General features: G+C 40.5%; 16 protein-coding genes and 1 pseudogene. 9 read left to right on the top strand and 8 right to left on the bottom strand.

The annotated features are described in order from the left end of the window. Positions 1–154: 154 nt before the first annotated feature. Positions 155–406 (bottom strand): hypothetical protein, encoded by a 252-nt coding sequence (locus NST56_RS21315; protein WP_168749226.1) that lies wholly within the window; start codon positions 404–406, stop codon positions 155–157. A gap of 116 nt (positions 407–522) precedes the next feature. On the opposite strand from NST56_RS21315, the gene NST56_RS21320 reads away from it, so the two are divergent. The 6 genes from NST56_RS21320 (at position 523) to NST56_RS21345 (ending at position 6,537) form a co-directional block, all read left to right on the top strand. Next, on the top strand, positions 523–1,341 hold the full coding sequence (locus NST56_RS21320) for an SDR family oxidoreductase (RefSeq protein ID WP_339179043.1): 819 nt from the start codon (positions 523–525) through the stop codon (positions 1,339–1,341). A gap of 356 nt (positions 1,342–1,697) precedes the next feature. Further along, entirely contained in the window at positions 1,698–1,928 is a 231-nt protein-coding gene (locus NST56_RS21325) for a Blp family class II bacteriocin (RefSeq protein WP_010332540.1), read from the top strand. A gap of 39 nt (positions 1,929–1,967) precedes the next feature. Continuing rightward, positions 1,968–2,216, top strand: coding sequence for a Blp family class II bacteriocin (locus NST56_RS21330; RefSeq protein ID WP_010332541.1), 249 nt, complete (start codon positions 1,968–1,970; stop codon positions 2,214–2,216). A gap of 367 nt (positions 2,217–2,583) precedes the next feature. After that, positions 2,584–4,776 (top strand): peptide cleavage/export ABC transporter, encoded by a 2,193-nt coding sequence (locus NST56_RS21335; protein ID WP_010332543.1) that lies wholly within the window; start codon positions 2,584–2,586, stop codon positions 4,774–4,776. Between the two features lie 2 nt (positions 4,777–4,778). Next, entirely contained in the window at positions 4,779–6,248 is a 1,470-nt protein-coding gene (locus tag NST56_RS21340; protein ID WP_339179047.1) for an HlyD family efflux transporter periplasmic adaptor subunit, read from the top strand. 100 nt (positions 6,249–6,348) lie between these two features. Beyond that, on the top strand, positions 6,349–6,537 hold the full coding sequence (locus NST56_RS21345) for a hypothetical protein (RefSeq protein ID WP_339179048.1): 189 nt from the start codon (positions 6,349–6,351) through the stop codon (positions 6,535–6,537). A gap of 34 nt (positions 6,538–6,571) precedes the next feature. Here the strand turns inward: NST56_RS21345 and NST56_RS21350 are convergent, their stop codons facing one another. Beyond that, complete coding sequence (locus NST56_RS21350) at positions 6,572–7,732, bottom strand: TetR/AcrR family transcriptional regulator (RefSeq protein WP_339179050.1); 1,161 nt, start codon at positions 7,730–7,732, stop codon at positions 6,572–6,574. Between the two features lie 141 nt (positions 7,733–7,873). Here NST56_RS21350 and NST56_RS21355 point away from each other — a divergent pair, with 141 nt between their 5' ends. Further along, entirely contained in the window at positions 7,874–9,211 is a 1,338-nt protein-coding gene (locus tag NST56_RS21355) for an aldehyde dehydrogenase family protein (protein WP_339179052.1), read from the top strand. A gap of 123 nt (positions 9,212–9,334) precedes the next feature. On the opposite strand, the gene NST56_RS21360 is transcribed toward NST56_RS21355, so the two are convergent. Beyond that, positions 9,335–9,760 (bottom strand): DUF5391 family protein, encoded by a 426-nt coding sequence (locus tag NST56_RS21360; protein WP_339179054.1) that lies wholly within the window; start codon positions 9,758–9,760, stop codon positions 9,335–9,337. Positions 9,761–9,992: 232 nt separating this feature from the next. Continuing rightward, positions 9,993–10,145, bottom strand: coding sequence for a hypothetical protein (locus tag NST56_RS21365; protein ID WP_286059225.1), 153 nt, complete (start codon positions 10,143–10,145; stop codon positions 9,993–9,995). Positions 10,146–10,302: 157 nt separating this feature from the next. Here NST56_RS21365 and NST56_RS21370 point away from each other — a divergent pair, with 157 nt between their 5' ends. Then, positions 10,303–10,758: an RDD family protein gene (locus tag NST56_RS21370; protein ID WP_010332551.1), complete on the top strand. Its 456-nt coding sequence runs from the start codon at positions 10,303–10,305 to the stop codon at positions 10,756–10,758. A gap of 52 nt (positions 10,759–10,810) precedes the next feature. Here NST56_RS21370 and NST56_RS21375 read toward each other — a convergent pair whose 3' ends face one another. The 3 genes from NST56_RS21375 to yxaF all read right to left on the bottom strand — a co-directional run bounded on the left by NST56_RS21375 (position 10,811) and on the right by yxaF (position 13,839). Continuing rightward, the gene (locus NST56_RS21375; protein WP_286059224.1) at positions 10,811–12,013 is read right to left on the bottom strand and encodes a DUF418 domain-containing protein; all 1,203 of its coding nucleotides are present in this window, start codon (positions 12,011–12,013) and stop codon (positions 10,811–10,813) included. 147 nt (positions 12,014–12,160) lie between these two features. Next, complete coding sequence (locus NST56_RS21380) at positions 12,161–13,174, bottom strand: quercetin 2,3-dioxygenase (protein WP_339179057.1); 1,014 nt, start codon at positions 13,172–13,174, stop codon at positions 12,161–12,163. 89 nt (positions 13,175–13,263) lie between these two features. Beyond that, positions 13,264–13,839 (bottom strand): transcriptional regulator YxaF, encoded by a 576-nt coding sequence (yxaF, locus tag NST56_RS21385; RefSeq protein ID WP_010332554.1) that lies wholly within the window; start codon positions 13,837–13,839, stop codon positions 13,264–13,266. 131 nt (positions 13,840–13,970) lie between these two features. Here yxaF and NST56_RS21390 point away from each other — a divergent pair, with 131 nt between their 5' ends. Then, complete coding sequence (locus NST56_RS21390) at positions 13,971–15,041, top strand: SDR family oxidoreductase (RefSeq protein WP_339179062.1); 1,071 nt, start codon at positions 13,971–13,973, stop codon at positions 15,039–15,041. Between the two features lie 66 nt (positions 15,042–15,107). Here NST56_RS21390 and NST56_RS21395 read toward each other — a convergent pair. After that, positions 15,108–15,335 (bottom strand): annotated as a pseudogene (locus NST56_RS21395) (MarR family transcriptional regulator); the annotation flags it as partial.

The following is a 15,335-nucleotide window of genomic DNA, read 5'->3' on the forward strand; positions in this document are numbered from 1 at the left end:
GTAAACTCTTTTCAGCATCTATTTATCACAAATGATGACTTCTGTCAATATGGTTTTCATCAAAGAACGATAGATGCATATATATGTCAATTTAACATTAGTTGGGTGAGTTTTCACTATTTTTTCTAGACAATCGGATAAGAAAAAGAGAGGATCAGCCTCTCTTTTGTCCTGCATCATTCCAACGGCCAAACTCCCGCTTCATCCAAATATGCACCGGATAGAAAAACAAACAGAACGGTATCAGAAACAATAGATTATGCCATGAAGCATTCAGAAGTGCGCTTGCTGTAACCGGAAACGTAATCTCTTGCAATAAAAAAGAGATGACAGTCAGCACAGCAAACGCAGCCGGAATCGTGACAAGACAATAAAATTTGAGTTCCTTCTTATGCTGTATCTTCAAAACACATAAAACCTCCCACAATTTCTCATTCATCTTACCATATGCAGGTATTACTTTTTTCACATGTTTATCACTGCACACAGCGGGAAGACAAATAAAAAAGGAGGATTCTTGTTATGGGACGATTAGAAAACAAAATAGCTGTGATCACAGGCGCTGCGACAGGCATTGGACAAGCAACGGCAGAGGTTTTTGCCAATGAAGGCGCGCGTGTGATTGTCGGCGACATTAATGAAGATCAAATGAAAGAGACAGTCGAAGCGATCAGACAAAACGGAGGACAGGCTGAGGCTTTTCACCTTGATGTGTCAGATGAAGAAAATGTGAAACAATTTGCTGATCAACTCAAAGACGCGTACGGCACAATTGATATTCTCTTTAACAACGCCGGCGTCGATCAGGAAGGCGGAAAAGTCCACGAATATCCCGTTGACCTGTTTGACCGCATTATCGCAGTCGATCTGCGCGGCACGTTCCTTTGCAGCAAATACCTGATTCCGCTCATGCTCGAAAAAGGAGGCTCCATCATCAACACCTCCTCCATGTCAGGCAGGGCTGCGGACCTTGATCGCTCCGGCTATAACGCCGCAAAAGGCGGTATCACAAACCTGACAAGAGCGATGGCAATTGATTACGCAAGAAACGGCATCCGCGTCAATTCCATCTCACCGGGTACGATTGAAACACCGCTGATTGACAAATTAGCCGGCACCAAAGAACAGGAAATGGGCGAGAAATTCCGCGAAGCCAACAAATGGATCACGCCGCTCGGCCGACTCGGCAAACCGAAGGAAATGGCGACGGTGGCACTGTTCCTCGCATCTGACGACAGCTCATACGTCACAGGCGAAGACATCACCGCAGACGGCGGCATCATGGCGTATACATGGCCTGGGAAGATGCTGATTGATGAAAAATGGAAGGAAGAGAAGTAAGAGAGGGAATGTCCCTCTCTCTTTTTATTACGCTTATTTTAATAATCTTAGACTCGTCTTATTTAATATAAGGTAAATAAAATTGTACAGATAATCAGAAAAAACCATAGTGATTTTATGTAGGGTTAACTACTTTATAATAATTGAGCAACCTGAAAAATCCAAACTAAACTTAATCCTAAATATTTATTAAAGATGAATTCTCACGAACTTTTTGGGGGTATTTAAGTCTATAAAAATACATATAAACAGTTATATAAGATCATAAAATTGAAATAAAATGTTGATTTATGTATATTTTTTCTATATAATCTTTTTGCGACGTCGATATATTTATGAAAAGGAGGTTTTTTCAAATGTCTGTTGAAAAAGATCTGAATACAAACTTTATTGCTTTAGATGAAAAAGAACTGATGAATATCGATGGAGGTAAGTATTCGGCTAAAGGTTATGCTAAAACGTTATTAACAGGTACTGCCTTCTCCGCCGGATCAGGCGCTTTAATTGCTGGCCCTGCAGGCGCTTTTGTAGGAGCTCATTTCGGAGCAATCGGAAGCTCAGTAAAATATTTGATTACTGGGGATTGATAAAGTATACATATTAACATAATATAGGAGGGTATATTGTTGAAAAACTTAAATTGTTTAGAACTAAATGAACAAGAATTACTAGAAATAGACGGAGGAGGCTGGAAAACAGTAGCACGTGATGCTGTAGGTGGTGCTGTAGGTGGTGCTATTACAGGAGCAGGTAAAGGACTTATTCGCGGTATGGTAGGCGCTCCTGTATCCGGAGGTTCTAGTATAGTTGGTGGCATGATTCTTGGGGGAGCCATTGGTGCAGGCTATGGTGTCTATAAATCAATTCGTCATTAATTATAGTAAATTATCTCTCTTCTTCGAAGAGGGATAATTTGATTTAAGAATAATGAGATGGGTGTTTAATTTGAAGAAAATGACTAAAAAGGATTTTAAACTAAATTTACTTGGATGGGGCTTGCCATTCTTTTTCATTTTTTGCGGCATGCATTATAAAGATTTTTATTCCTACTTTAGGACCCATGATTACTTAGGTGCATGTATGGACTTGTCCGTAATAGCAATTTTGTGTTTTGTAGGAACATATTTTTATACACTTCTTGAGGCAAAACTAAATCAATTAAAAAGCAAATGAAATTTCACCTATGAAAATATAATTTTTTCATTATAAATATTTCACTTTCAGTAATTATTGGAGAAAAAAATGCTATTTAAAAAGTATCATTGTGTAAAACAACTTGATGAAAAAGATTGTGGAGCAGCATGTTTAGCTACAATTTTAAGGCATTATGGATCACGAATTTCTTTGTCGAAAATTCGTGACATTGCTGGCACAAATCAAGAGGGAACAAGCGCTTTAGGTATAGTTAAAGCTGCAGAAAAGTTGGGTTTTTCCGCCAAAGGGGTCAGGGGAGATCATACAGTTTTAGATCAACCCTTTGGGCTACCTGCTATTGCTCATGTCGTTCTTGATGGTAATTTAATGCATTACGTTGTTATTCATAAAATCAAAAAAAACGAAATAATTATAGCGGATCCTGGAAGGGGATTAGTAAGGTATACAAAAGAAGAATTTTTAAGCATATGGACTGGAGTATTACTACTAATGCTCCCTGCAGCAAATTATAAGGAATATAACGAGAGAAGTACAGTAAAGCAAGATATTTTTCGCTTGATAGCACATCAAAAATCGCTTATAATCCATACAATTTTAACTTCATTAATTATAACAATCCTCGGTATTACGGGGGCTTTTTATTTTCAGTACATAATTGACGATATCTTGCCTAACAATTCAGTAGGAACTTTACACATCCTTTCTATAGGAATGCTGATAATGTTTTTATTTAAAGTAGTTTTAACTGCATTCAGGCAATATCTCATGATTATTTTAGGGCAAAAATTGAGTATATCAATCATGTTTGGATACTTTAAACATGTAGTAAAACTCCCTATGAAATTTTTCAATACCAGAAAAATAGGAGAGATTATATCACGATTTAATGATGCTACGAAAGTAATTGATGCAATTGCAAGTGTTTCTATTTCTGTATTTCTAGATACATTTATGCTTCTGTTAGCTGGAATATTTTTATTTTTGCAGAATTCAACTTTATTCTTTGTTGTTTTAGCAATAGTCCCTGTATATATATTTGTGGTACTTTTATTTGTAAAACCCTATCATAGGATAAATGATGAAGAAATGGAGAATAATGCACAACTAACTTCTACAATTGTTGATTATCTAGAGGGCATGGAAACAATTAAAGCTCACAATGCCGAATATAAAGTAACTGCTGATACAGAAAAAAAATTAGTAAAATATCTACGATCAGCATATAAACATGGAGTTCTTGATAACTTCCAAAATTCGATAAAAGTTTTTATTGATTTAACAAGCGGCATTGTTATCCTTTGGATAGGATCAATTCAAGTGATGAAAGGCAACCTTTCAATCGGACAACTTATTGCTTATAATGCTTTACTAGTTTACTTTTTTGATCCTTTGCAAAGTTTACTTGGTTTACAATCTAAACTCCAATCAGCTACTGTTGCTTCCAAAAGACTAGAAGAAGTTCTAGAGATAGAGCCAGAACTAATAAACACAGAAAATGCTAGAACTAAAATAACTAATACTGAACTAATAAAAGGGCCTATTCAATTCAATAAAGTCAGTTTTCAATATGATTTAAAAAGAAAAATATTAAACGAGGTTACTTTAAATATAAAATCTGGAGAAAAGGTTGCTTTTGTAGGAGAAAGCGGATCCGGTAAGTCTACTCTAGCCAAACTGTTAATGAATTTTTATAAGGTAGAAAGTGGAGATATTTTAATTAACGAAAATAATTTAAAAGATATAAGTATAACTACTTTAAGGGAAGCAATTAGTTACATACCACAAGAACCTTATTTTTTCAATGGAACAATTATTGAGAATTTATTATTAGGATCTTCAAAGTCTTATACTTTTGAAGAAATAGTTAAAATTTGTAAATTAACAATGATTCATGACTTTATCAATGATCTACCCTTCCGCTACGAAACAGTTATTGAAGAAAATGGATCAAATTTGTCCGGTGGCCAAAAACAAAGACTTGCAATTGCACGGGCATTGCTAAGAAAACCTTCTATTCTAATAATGGATGAATCGACAAGTAATTTAGACTCGTTAACTGAGATAGAGATTTCTAAAGTTATTAGAAACCTTTCAAAAGATATTACCGCTATAATAATTGCTCATAGATTAAGTATAGTAAAAAATTGCGACAAAATTTTTGTAATTGAAAACGGAGAAGTCTTAGAACAAGGTAATCACCAGGAATTAATATGCTTAGAAGGTAAATATTTTAATTTGTGGGATAATCAAACGTCATCAGAAAAGTTGGTGACTAATTAGTTATGAAATATAACTTTTTTAATATAGAAGAATTAAAAGACAGCAGAGAACTCTATGAATCAAAACCAAAACCAATTGGTCTAATCTTTGTCTATTTACTCATGGCCTTATTAATAGCTGTTATTGTTTTTAGTTTCTATGGAAAGAAAGAAGTGATTCTAAAAACAACAGCTGACATCCAATATACTATACCTGACAGCAACGTAACAAACGAAGTAGCCGGGAAAGTAAAGACAGTTACTTTTAAACAAGTTGATAAGGTACAAAAGGGAGATACACTGCTTACGCTAGAAAATACTGAAATTCAAGCGCAGAAAAAGGCGGTTAAAGCAGATATCAAAGATTTAAAAGAACAAGCTGCGTTAAACAAAACTCTAAAAAAAAGTATTGAAAATGACAAAAACTTATTCAGTGAGGATGATCATTGGGGTTATCAAGATCAATATCTCTCTTACAAAAAACAGAGTAATTTGTTAGAGTCATCAGAAGAAAATGCAAAAACTCAACAGAATAAACTTGAGAAGCAGAAAAAAACCGCAAAAAATAGTCTCGATAAGAAAAAAAACAAAGTGGAATTAAAGCTTCAACGAATTTCTGATCTGCAAGACTCCATTAAAAACAATAAATCCTTTGCCAAACAGGATGATAAGTATAGTTCTTACTATAATAGTTATCAAACTAACAAACAAAATGTGGCGCAGCAGCTTGATGATCTACAGAAGATGAAAGATGAGCTCGATAAAAACAGTTTTTCACAGCAGAAAGAGAATCTGAACGGACAGCTAGAAAGTTTAAAACAAGATATGTTAGTAAAACTAAGTGAAGAAAAAGACGAATTAAATCAATCTCTTGATGAGATTAACAGTTCAATGAAAAGTAACGATTTTGACAGTGATTCCGATAACTCAGAGCAAACAAATTATAAGCTTTCAATTGAGCAACTCAAAACAAACTTGCTAAATCAAACATCTCAAAAGCAAACAGATCTTCAAACCACTCTTAAATCAAGAGAAGATGATCTAAAGATGATAGATTTACAATTAGAAAAATATAAAATAAAAGCAACAAGTGATGGCTATGTTAATGTATTAACAAATATATCTCCAGGTGACAATTTACAAGCAGGCACTGCTATTTTGACTATTGTCCCTGATAAAGAGAAGCTTAAAGGTAACATTTATATTCCGAGTCATGAGATCACAAATATTAATGAAAAAGATAAGGTTAGATTCCATATTGAAAATACAAATCAAACCATTAAAGGTGTCATTACAAAAATAAGTCCAGACAGTATTAGTGATCAAAACGGGCAAAAATTTTATATTGCTGAAAGCACGATAGAAAGCAAAGAAATTGTTAAAGATAACGGAACAAAAATACATTTAAAAAATGGCATGCAGACAGATGTATCAATTATCGTTGATTCAAAAAGATATATTGATTATTTTTTAGATGTATTACACTTACGTTAATTTCCATTTAGAGAAATGTTCATATATGTCTCAAAAGCAGATGAGAATCTGCTTTGAGGCATTTTATTTTTTATAAGAAAGGTATAGGACGTATAGAATCATGTCTCAAAACAAACTATTATTTTTACTCTTTTCATTTTCTTCAAGCGTTCGCCTGCTCTTCAATACGATTTTAGTCCCCACTGGAAGCTGGAAGTCTTGGACGGTGAATATTGCTTTTATTCTTTTGGCTCTTCTATTTCTCAATCTCACTTTAAAAGAAAGAAAATCAAAAGAGCAAGTATCTTAACAACACAAAGCCCGGGTCAAGTCTCCGGGCCGCTTCAAAGCAATACAACCTTATACTTCTTCACATCCAAAAACTGCAAAAACTCCCTGGCCAGCACCCTCGGATCGTGCGCCTTTCCCTCATCCAGCCGATACAACATCAAACCGATAATCATAGCGGAAACATAATAAGCATAAAGTTTCTTTCCCGCGCGGATATCAAGCTGCTGATGCAGGTAAAAAGATTCCAGCGCTTTGAACATGCTGGGTATCACATGAGGAATTCCCCATTCAGGATTGAGAAACCGGACAATAGGCGAGCGCTCCGATAACGCAGAAAGCAGGCTGGCAAGCGCCGTCTCAGCTTCCGCTAAAGAAAGCTCATCCGGACTGGCACTCACCGTCAGCCGGTCAATCATATCTGCACACGATTGATGAATCATCGCTTGTACCAGCTCATCTTTATTGGCATAGTGATCATAAAAGGTCGCCCTGCGAATGTTGCTTTTTCTGGTAATATCCGAAATCGTCACCGCCGCATAGTCTTTTTTCTCCGCCAATACGTCCAGCAACGCCTCCTGCAGTGCCTGTCTCGTGCGGACAACACGACGGTCAATTTGCTTGTTCTCCTCCGGCCCCGCTTCAACAGCCTGTCCAAACAGCCAATAAAACCGTTTCTGAGAAACAAGTTCCCATACCTTGTGGCTGATGGCTTCTGGAGACGCAGACGCATCCTCATTCAGCCAGTACAAAATAATCGCATACGTATACAAAGCCCTGTAATGTCCGTAAATCTCCTGCTCCATGGGCGTCAAATTGACATGAATCGGAGACAGCATGACATCCTGCTGAAACACATCTTTAAAAAATCGGTGGAAATTTTGATACGGTACGTTGTCTCTAACCATCATTGCTGAGAAGAAAGATTGATGCTGATGAACAAAAGACAATGTCGGATGCACGGTTTGCCGCTTTTGGCTGAGATGAAGTGTATCCATATGCTTGAACGCTTCATAGAGCGCTTCGCTCAATCCTTCCTGCATGTCACCCATCAAATCCTCAATGATGGAAAACTTATCCTCGTAATAAAGATAGAGTGTCCCGCGGCTCACTTGTGCGTGTTCAGCAATTTCTTTCATTGTAATCTGTCGAATATCCCTTTTTTCTAATAAATCCAGAAGCGCCTGTTTGATTTGAGCCTCAGCAGATTCCGGCAAAAGAGTCACCTCCAAACTTAGACAGATGTTCGATATATGTACGGTAACGTATAGATGATTCTCCGTTGTCTTTCTTATAGAAAAGATACCACTTTATAATAGTTCCGAGATAAGCAGAAAGCAAATGAGGGGGATTTTACAATGGAACAGCAAGTAAAAGACGACATTCAGCGCGTCTTCCAGCTTCAGAAAAAACAGCAAAAAGTGCTGCGTGCTTCAACAGCGGAACAGCGCAAAGAAAAGCTTCAGCGCTTTTTGGATTCCGTCATCGCACATGAAGAGGAAATCATTGAAGCGATCCGCAAAGACGTGCGGAAGCCGTATCACGAGGTCAAAAAAGCAGAAATCGAAGGTACAAAAAAAGCGATCAGAGATAATATGAACAACCTGGAAACATGGATGACACCCAAAGAAGTCGGTTCATCCTTAAGCTCTGATGCCAACGGAATCCTCATGTACGAGCCTAAAGGCGTTACGCTTATACTCGGTCCGTGGAACTACCCGTTTATGCTGACGATGGCGCCGCTTGCCGCTTCTATCGCAGCAGGAAACAGTGCCATTGTGAAGCTGTCAGACTTTACGATGAACACGAGCAACATTGCCGCAAAAGTCATCCGAGATGCTTTCGACGAAAAAGAAGTTGCCATTTTTGAAGGAGAGGTTGAAGTGGCCACTGAGCTTCTTGATCAGCCGTTCGACCACATTTTCTTCACCGGAAGCACAAATGTGGGAAAAATCGTCATGACAGCAGCCGCCAAGCACTTGGCATCTGTCACGCTTGAGCTTGGCGGCAAGAGTCCGACCATCATCGACAGTGAATACGACTTAATGGACGCAGCGAAAAAAATTGCTGTCGGCAAGTTCGTAAATGCCGGTCAAACCTGCATCGCGCCGGATTATGTCTTCATTAAAAAAGACGTGCAGGACAAGTTCGCAGGCATTTTACAAACCATTGTCAACGCAGGATTTATGGAAGATGATTACACGCCGGATCGAAAAAAATTTACGCAAATTGTCAATGACCGCAACTTTAACCGCGTCAAAGCTTTATACGACGATGCCATCGAGAAAGGCGCGGAAGTCGTGTTCGGCGGCGTATTTGATGCAAGCGACCGTACGATCTCGCCAACCGTTTTAAAAAACGTTACGCCAGATATGAAGATCATGCAGGAAGAAATCTTTGCACCGATCCTGCCGATGATGAACTATGAAGAAATCGATGAGGTCATTGATTACGTAAATGACCGCGATAAACCGCTCGCGCTTTATGTATTCAGCCACAACCAAGACCTGATCGACAACGTCCTTCAGCACACCACATCAGGAAATGCAGCGATCAATGATGTCGTCGTTCATTTCAGTGACGTCAACCTGCCATTCGGCGGCGTCAACACAAGCGGAATCGGCTCCTATCATGGGGTATATGGATTTAAAGAGTTCTCCCATGAAAAAGGTGTGTTTATTCAAGCAGCTAAATAAACATGGTTCAGAGAATCTGCATCCCTTGCAGATTCTCTTTTTCTATCATCCACAGTTCAGTCATTTCCAGTTTGTGAATAAATGTAGTTCACAGAAAAATCATGCATCAGCGAAAATAGAAAACTATGTAAAATTCCTTGTGACAGGTTTCTTTGACGAAGAACGAAAAGCGGCAAAAAACCAAATGATGTTTACAGCCGCTGAAGCGAGACAGAGCCCCATCACAGTAATCACATCAGAAAGCGGATGGTCACCGAATACACTCACCATCAGTACAATGGCAGCAGTAGATAAGTGAATCAGCAAACCCATGCCGCAAAGCGCCGCCATCACAAATTTCATCGCATCCACACCCAGCATGTACATGAGGATGGGAATGAGATAGAAAACAAGTATCATACCAATTGCCGACCACATACCGATAGAGTTGAACTGATTGGCTGAGGACCCCGTGTCTGCCAGCGGAGAAAGTGAAGCCGCAAAAATCATAGCGCAAAAAAGGAATGCAGAAATTGCAGTCATGATCACCACGCGATTTTTTCTGGACATGATCAATTGATACCTCCTAAAATAGAAATATTAACCTTTATTATCGTAAAGGAAAAACTAATAGAAATCGATGGTGTTTCTACCTTAATTTCAGTGTTGTGTTCTATGCCAAAACCTGGTGTAAATACCCAGTATGCGAGGGTCCAAACCCTTCCTCGCTCTCCAGATTCGCTTCAATTAGCTCCCATACCTGCTTGCAGCTCGTGCTCATATCATCCAACCCGTCTGTCGATCAACAGCAGTCGTTTCTTATCGTCCTCACTAAACACCCGATGCCCTTCGCCTTTCGTTTATCCGGCAGAAGCAAGCCGATTTTCTCATCATAACGAACTGCATCCTCAGTCATTTGGCCCTGCTTTATGGCTTCTAATAATGTATAAGACATGTTTTTTAATCATCTCTGGTATATTTATATAGTAGAAAAGAAAGGATAAAAGACTCATTTTTCAGTAATATCAGGATTTTATCACCATATCATATTGCAAAAGCTTTTTTTACAAAGTATACTGTTCCAGATTAATTCAAAGGAGAGAGAAATATACATGGAAAAACCGGCAGGATTTTGGATTCGTGTTTTAGCTTATTTGATTGATGGCATTATTGTATCTGTTCCTAGCTATATTATTCTATTTATTATCAATTCTGTATTTATCGCTGGATCCATCGCAACAGACCCATACATGACAAAAGACGAATATATGGTGAAATACTTAACGCTTGCCTTTTTGCCAACCATGCTGATCATGATCGTCATCAGTGTGTTATATTACGGGCTGCTTACAGCTTCTAAAATGCAAGGCACGCTCGGCAAGAAAATTCTCGGGCTGAAAGTAGTCAATGAACAAGGCGGACGCGTGTCTATCGGGCAGGCAATCGGCCGTTACTTTGCGTACATATTATCTGGAATTATCTTTTATATCGGTTTTATCATGGTGGCATTCGGAGAGAAAAAGGGCCTGCATGACATCATTTGCCGCACACGGGTTGTATATAAATAATTGAAAACATGAAAAAGTCTAGACTCCAATATGAGTCTAGACTTTTATTTATCTATGATTTCTTCAAGATCGGCTGCCATTTCATATACGTAAGGCTCCTCCAAAGCCACTCAAACGGCCCCATTCGAAATGCCCGAAGCCACAGGTGGCTGAAAATCATTTGAAGGGCACATACCGCGATCGTGATCAGCACGCCCGCAGCCGGATACACTTTGCCGTATAACCCCAACCCGTAATGATAGAAAATCAACGTACAGATGATCGATTGCATGAGATAGTTGGTAAATGCCATTCTCCCGACTGCAGAAAAGTATTGCAGCGGCTTAGCCAGTCTTGTCTTATGATATAGATACACAATCGTAGTGACGTAGAAAAACATAAGAAAAGGCGCTCCAACCAGCAAACATACTTCTTTTTCGGTCACACTGTACAATATATGAGCGCTGATGCCAATGACCAGACCAGACAGCCATACTCTTTTTAACGCTTTGCGGTGCTTTCCCGGCTGATGCAGCAATCTTGATTTTGCCGCCGCGGCGCCCAGTAAAAACATACTGAAATATGGGATGGAGGCAAAAAAGAAATTCAGCGGATTATAGGTCAGCATGCCATTCATTGACATATAAACAAGACGGTCGTGGATTCGCTGTTCCGCAATGTCTTTCAGGGTGCCGTTTCCGTAAGCATGCAGCGCCTGCTTCGCCTGCTGACTGGCCGCCTGTGCCCATTCTTGACCGTTCGCTTGATGAAAGCTTGCCAAAATGAACGGAAGCGAAAACAGGAGATACAAAGAGGCTGCCCATATCAACAGTGTTTTCGGCTTTGCTTTTCTGAACAAAAGGAAAACCAAGCCAAGCAGGGCGTATTCCGTTAAGATATCCCCGTCCCATATCAAAAAAGCATGAATGGTTCCAAAGATGAAGAGTGCCAATAATCTTCTGATATAAAGCGGGACAAAACGTTTTCCTTTGCTTAACGCTCTCTCCATCATCACCACCATGCCAAACCCAAATAAAAATGAAAACAGTAAAATACATTTGGTTTGAATCAAAAATTTCAATATGTCTGCTGCAGCAAAGTCGGCACCAGACCACTTTTCCGTGAAAAAATTATCCTTTTCAAGCATAGACAAATACATATCCGGATAACTGAAGTGCGCCAAATTCACAAATAGAATGCCGAAAATGGCAATTCCTCTTAACACGTCAAGCACACCAATACGCTCATTTGTCAGAATCGGCTGTAATGAAGCCATATGGATCACGCTCCTTTTTTCTATACCTCAAGCGTATGAAAAAAAGAAGCGAAGAAACATCGATTTAGATGGCAACACAAAGGAAAAACCTTACAGTCCTGTCACCTTCACAATAAAAAACCAGGCTTCACAGGAAGCCCGGAGATATTATGGTTTCATGACCTTTAAATCTAATGTGTCGATATTCTGCAAGACACGGTCGAATCGCAAAGCTTGAGGTTCACTCGGGAAGATATGCCCTTCATACGGATCTCCTAACGTGCGGAAAAACGGCTCGAATAAGCCCGGAACCAATACCCCCACCATTTTTGTATAGTGAGAATCCAAGCGATAGGAGTGTACAGTGTTGGCAGGAACATGCAGAAAATCTCCTGGATTAAGCTGAATTTCTTCACCATCGGCCCACATCGTCATTTGCCCTTCAAGACAATAGAATGTTTCTGTATGATGCTCATGGTAATGATCAACGATGCGATCGCCTTTAGGGCCTTCAGATGATACAACGATAAATTGCCCGTCTGTATTCTTTTGCGCAGCCACTATCCGGTGTAGCTGATCGCCCGTCAACAAACGGTCTCCTTCTCCAGACTCAAGCACATATGGAACAACGCCATCCGGAAGTTCTGTATTCTCCACAAGTTTTGGAGCACCGGCAGGGTTTTCATCCTCCGCAAACATAATGTCCGCCACCTCAATCGCTTTTGCAAAACGCTCTTTTGATACCTCTTCGCTTGCGTGCGGCGGATGTTCAGCATGATCATACGGCGTTCCAAGCACGGAATACATATGTGCGACATTCCCTTTCATTGTGTAAGACACCAGCCGTGTTCTGTGGCTATGCATCCGGTAGCTGTGCGGCGTTCCGGCCGGAATATTCGCATAATCACCAGCTACTAAAAGATAATGTTCACCATCAAGTGTCAGTTCAAGCTTACCGTCCAGAACAAGAAGCCCTTCATGCGTATTTTTGTGAATATGAAGCGGAAAGGCATCCCCTTTTCCCCCAGAAAGCAGTACGATCTCGAACAAATCTCCCGTGCTCTTTCCGTTTGCCATCACTGTCGCAACCTGTCTGCCGAACAAGTAGCGCTCTCCCTCTCCGCTGCGGAGCAAGTAAGGCACTTTTTCTTTGGGCAGTGAATGTTTACTTAACGTTTTCATGTTGTTTCCTCCAATTTAGACCAGTCTATATATTTTAGGTTTCTAACTAGACCGTTCTATATAATTGTAGGGGAAAGGATAACAAATTGCTACCCTTTTTTCCTCACCAATACTGGAATTTGTTCGGCAATGAGAAGAAGGGGCGTTTTGTCTTTATTCGTTAACGAAAGCATAATACCGCCTTCAATCATCGAATTGATCAGCATCCCAAGCTGATTTGCTTCTTCTTCTGCAAATCCGTTTTCCTTTAATTTTCTGGCGAAAACCGCTTCCCAGCTTTTAAACACCTTCATGCAAACCGTGCGCAGCGACTCGCTGATTAACGCCGTTTCACTCGCCAGCAAGCCGACTGGAATCCCTTGAATGCTTTCCGTATTGTCAAACTGGCTGGCGGTTTTTTTGATAAAATGCTGAATCGCTTCTGTTGGATCAGAGGATTCATCCATACTTTGCTGTATCACATGTTCAACGATCTTTCCTGTATATGAAACCGCTTCAATTGCTAATTCTTCTTTGCCATTCGGAAAAAAGTGATAAAGCGATCCCTTAGGAGCACCGCTTTCTTTCACAATCTGGTTTAAGCCCGTCGCGTGATATCCTTGCAGCTGGAACAGACGTGACGCTGTGTGAAGGATTTTTTCACGTGAATCTCCTCTGCTAGTCATTGAAACATTCCCTCCTAGGTATGGTAGAGCGACTTATATAATATAAAAAAGAACCTTGGGATTGTCAAAAAGGGGTAGTGGCCTCCCGGTTGGGGTAAATGTAGACAAACATGTCTAGGAGGGGATTCTCGATGCCAAATGATGATACGGTCACCAATACTGAACAGCTTGAAAAACAGCAAAACCCGAAAACGAAGCTCAAACTGAAAAAAGTAAAGGATCAAGTCATCGTCATTACCGGTGCTACAAGCGGAATCGGCCTCGTCACCGCGAGAATGGCAGCCGAAAAAGGAGCAAAAGTCGTCGCAGCAGCCCGAAATGAAGAGACCCTTCAGGAGCTCGTTGACGAAGTAAAGAAAAAAGGGCACGAAGCCATCTATGTAAAAGCGGATGTGGGAAAAGAAGAAGACATCAACCGCATCGCAGAAACCGCGATCAGTACATTCGGCCATTTTGACACATGGGTTAACAACGCTGCTGTTTCGGTTTTCGGACACGCCATGGATGTGACCACCGAAGACATGAAGCGCGTGTTTGACACCAATTTCTGGGGTCCGGTCTATGGAACAAGGGCAGCCGTCAAACACTTTACAAGCAGAGGCGGTCCGGGTGCTCTCATCAATGTAGGAAGCCTATTCGGCGACAGAGGAACCGTCATTCAATCCACCTACGCGTCTGCGAAATTCGCGCTTCACGGATGGACAGAAAGCATTCGAATGGAGCTTGAAAAAGAACAGGCACCCGTCTCGGTCACACTCATCCATCCAGGCAGAATCGACACACCCTACAACGAACACGCCAGAAGCTACCTGGACAAACAGCCGGCTCATTCCCGCTCTATGATCTATCCGCCGGAAGCTGCAGCCGAAGCCATCCTGTTTGCCGCTGAACATCCGAAACGCGACATGTACATCGGCTCGCAGGCAAAAGCCATCGCCATGCTGGGTGCTCTCTTTCCCCGGCTGACCGACAGACTGATGGAAAAAATCATGTACTACAGCCAGCATGCGGAAAGACCGTCCAAACCGCGTGAAGAAAGCGCGCTTTACCATGCGGGCTACGGCATGCATGACAGGGGGACAAATAAAGGGTGGCTTCGGTCAAGAAGCTATTATGCAAAGGCCACAAAGCGCCCGGCGGTAACTGCGGCTGCGGCTGTCGGGCTTGCTTGTGTCTGGGCTGCCGTTAAACGCACCAAATAAGAGCTTCCCATTTGATTGCACACCATAAAAACCCATGCAGATTTAACATGCATGGGTTTTTTGATGTTAATCGACAAAGGCCTTGTTCATACGCTGCAGAAGTTCGCCAAACATCTCTTTTTCATGCATTGACCACTCTTTCAGCATCTGTTCATAACGTTCTAGGCGCATCTGCTGATCTGCCTTTAATGCTTGTTTGCCGAGTTTTGTAATAGTAAACAGACTGACTCTTCTATCGGAAGGATCGGTAAAACGATAGATGAGCTCCTTGGCTTCTAAAGCTGCAGCTTGTCT

Source organism: Bacillus sp. FSL R5-0560, assembly GCF_037966305.1.
Taxonomy (GTDB): domain Bacteria; phylum Bacillota; class Bacilli; order Bacillales; family Bacillaceae; genus Bacillus; species Bacillus mojavensis.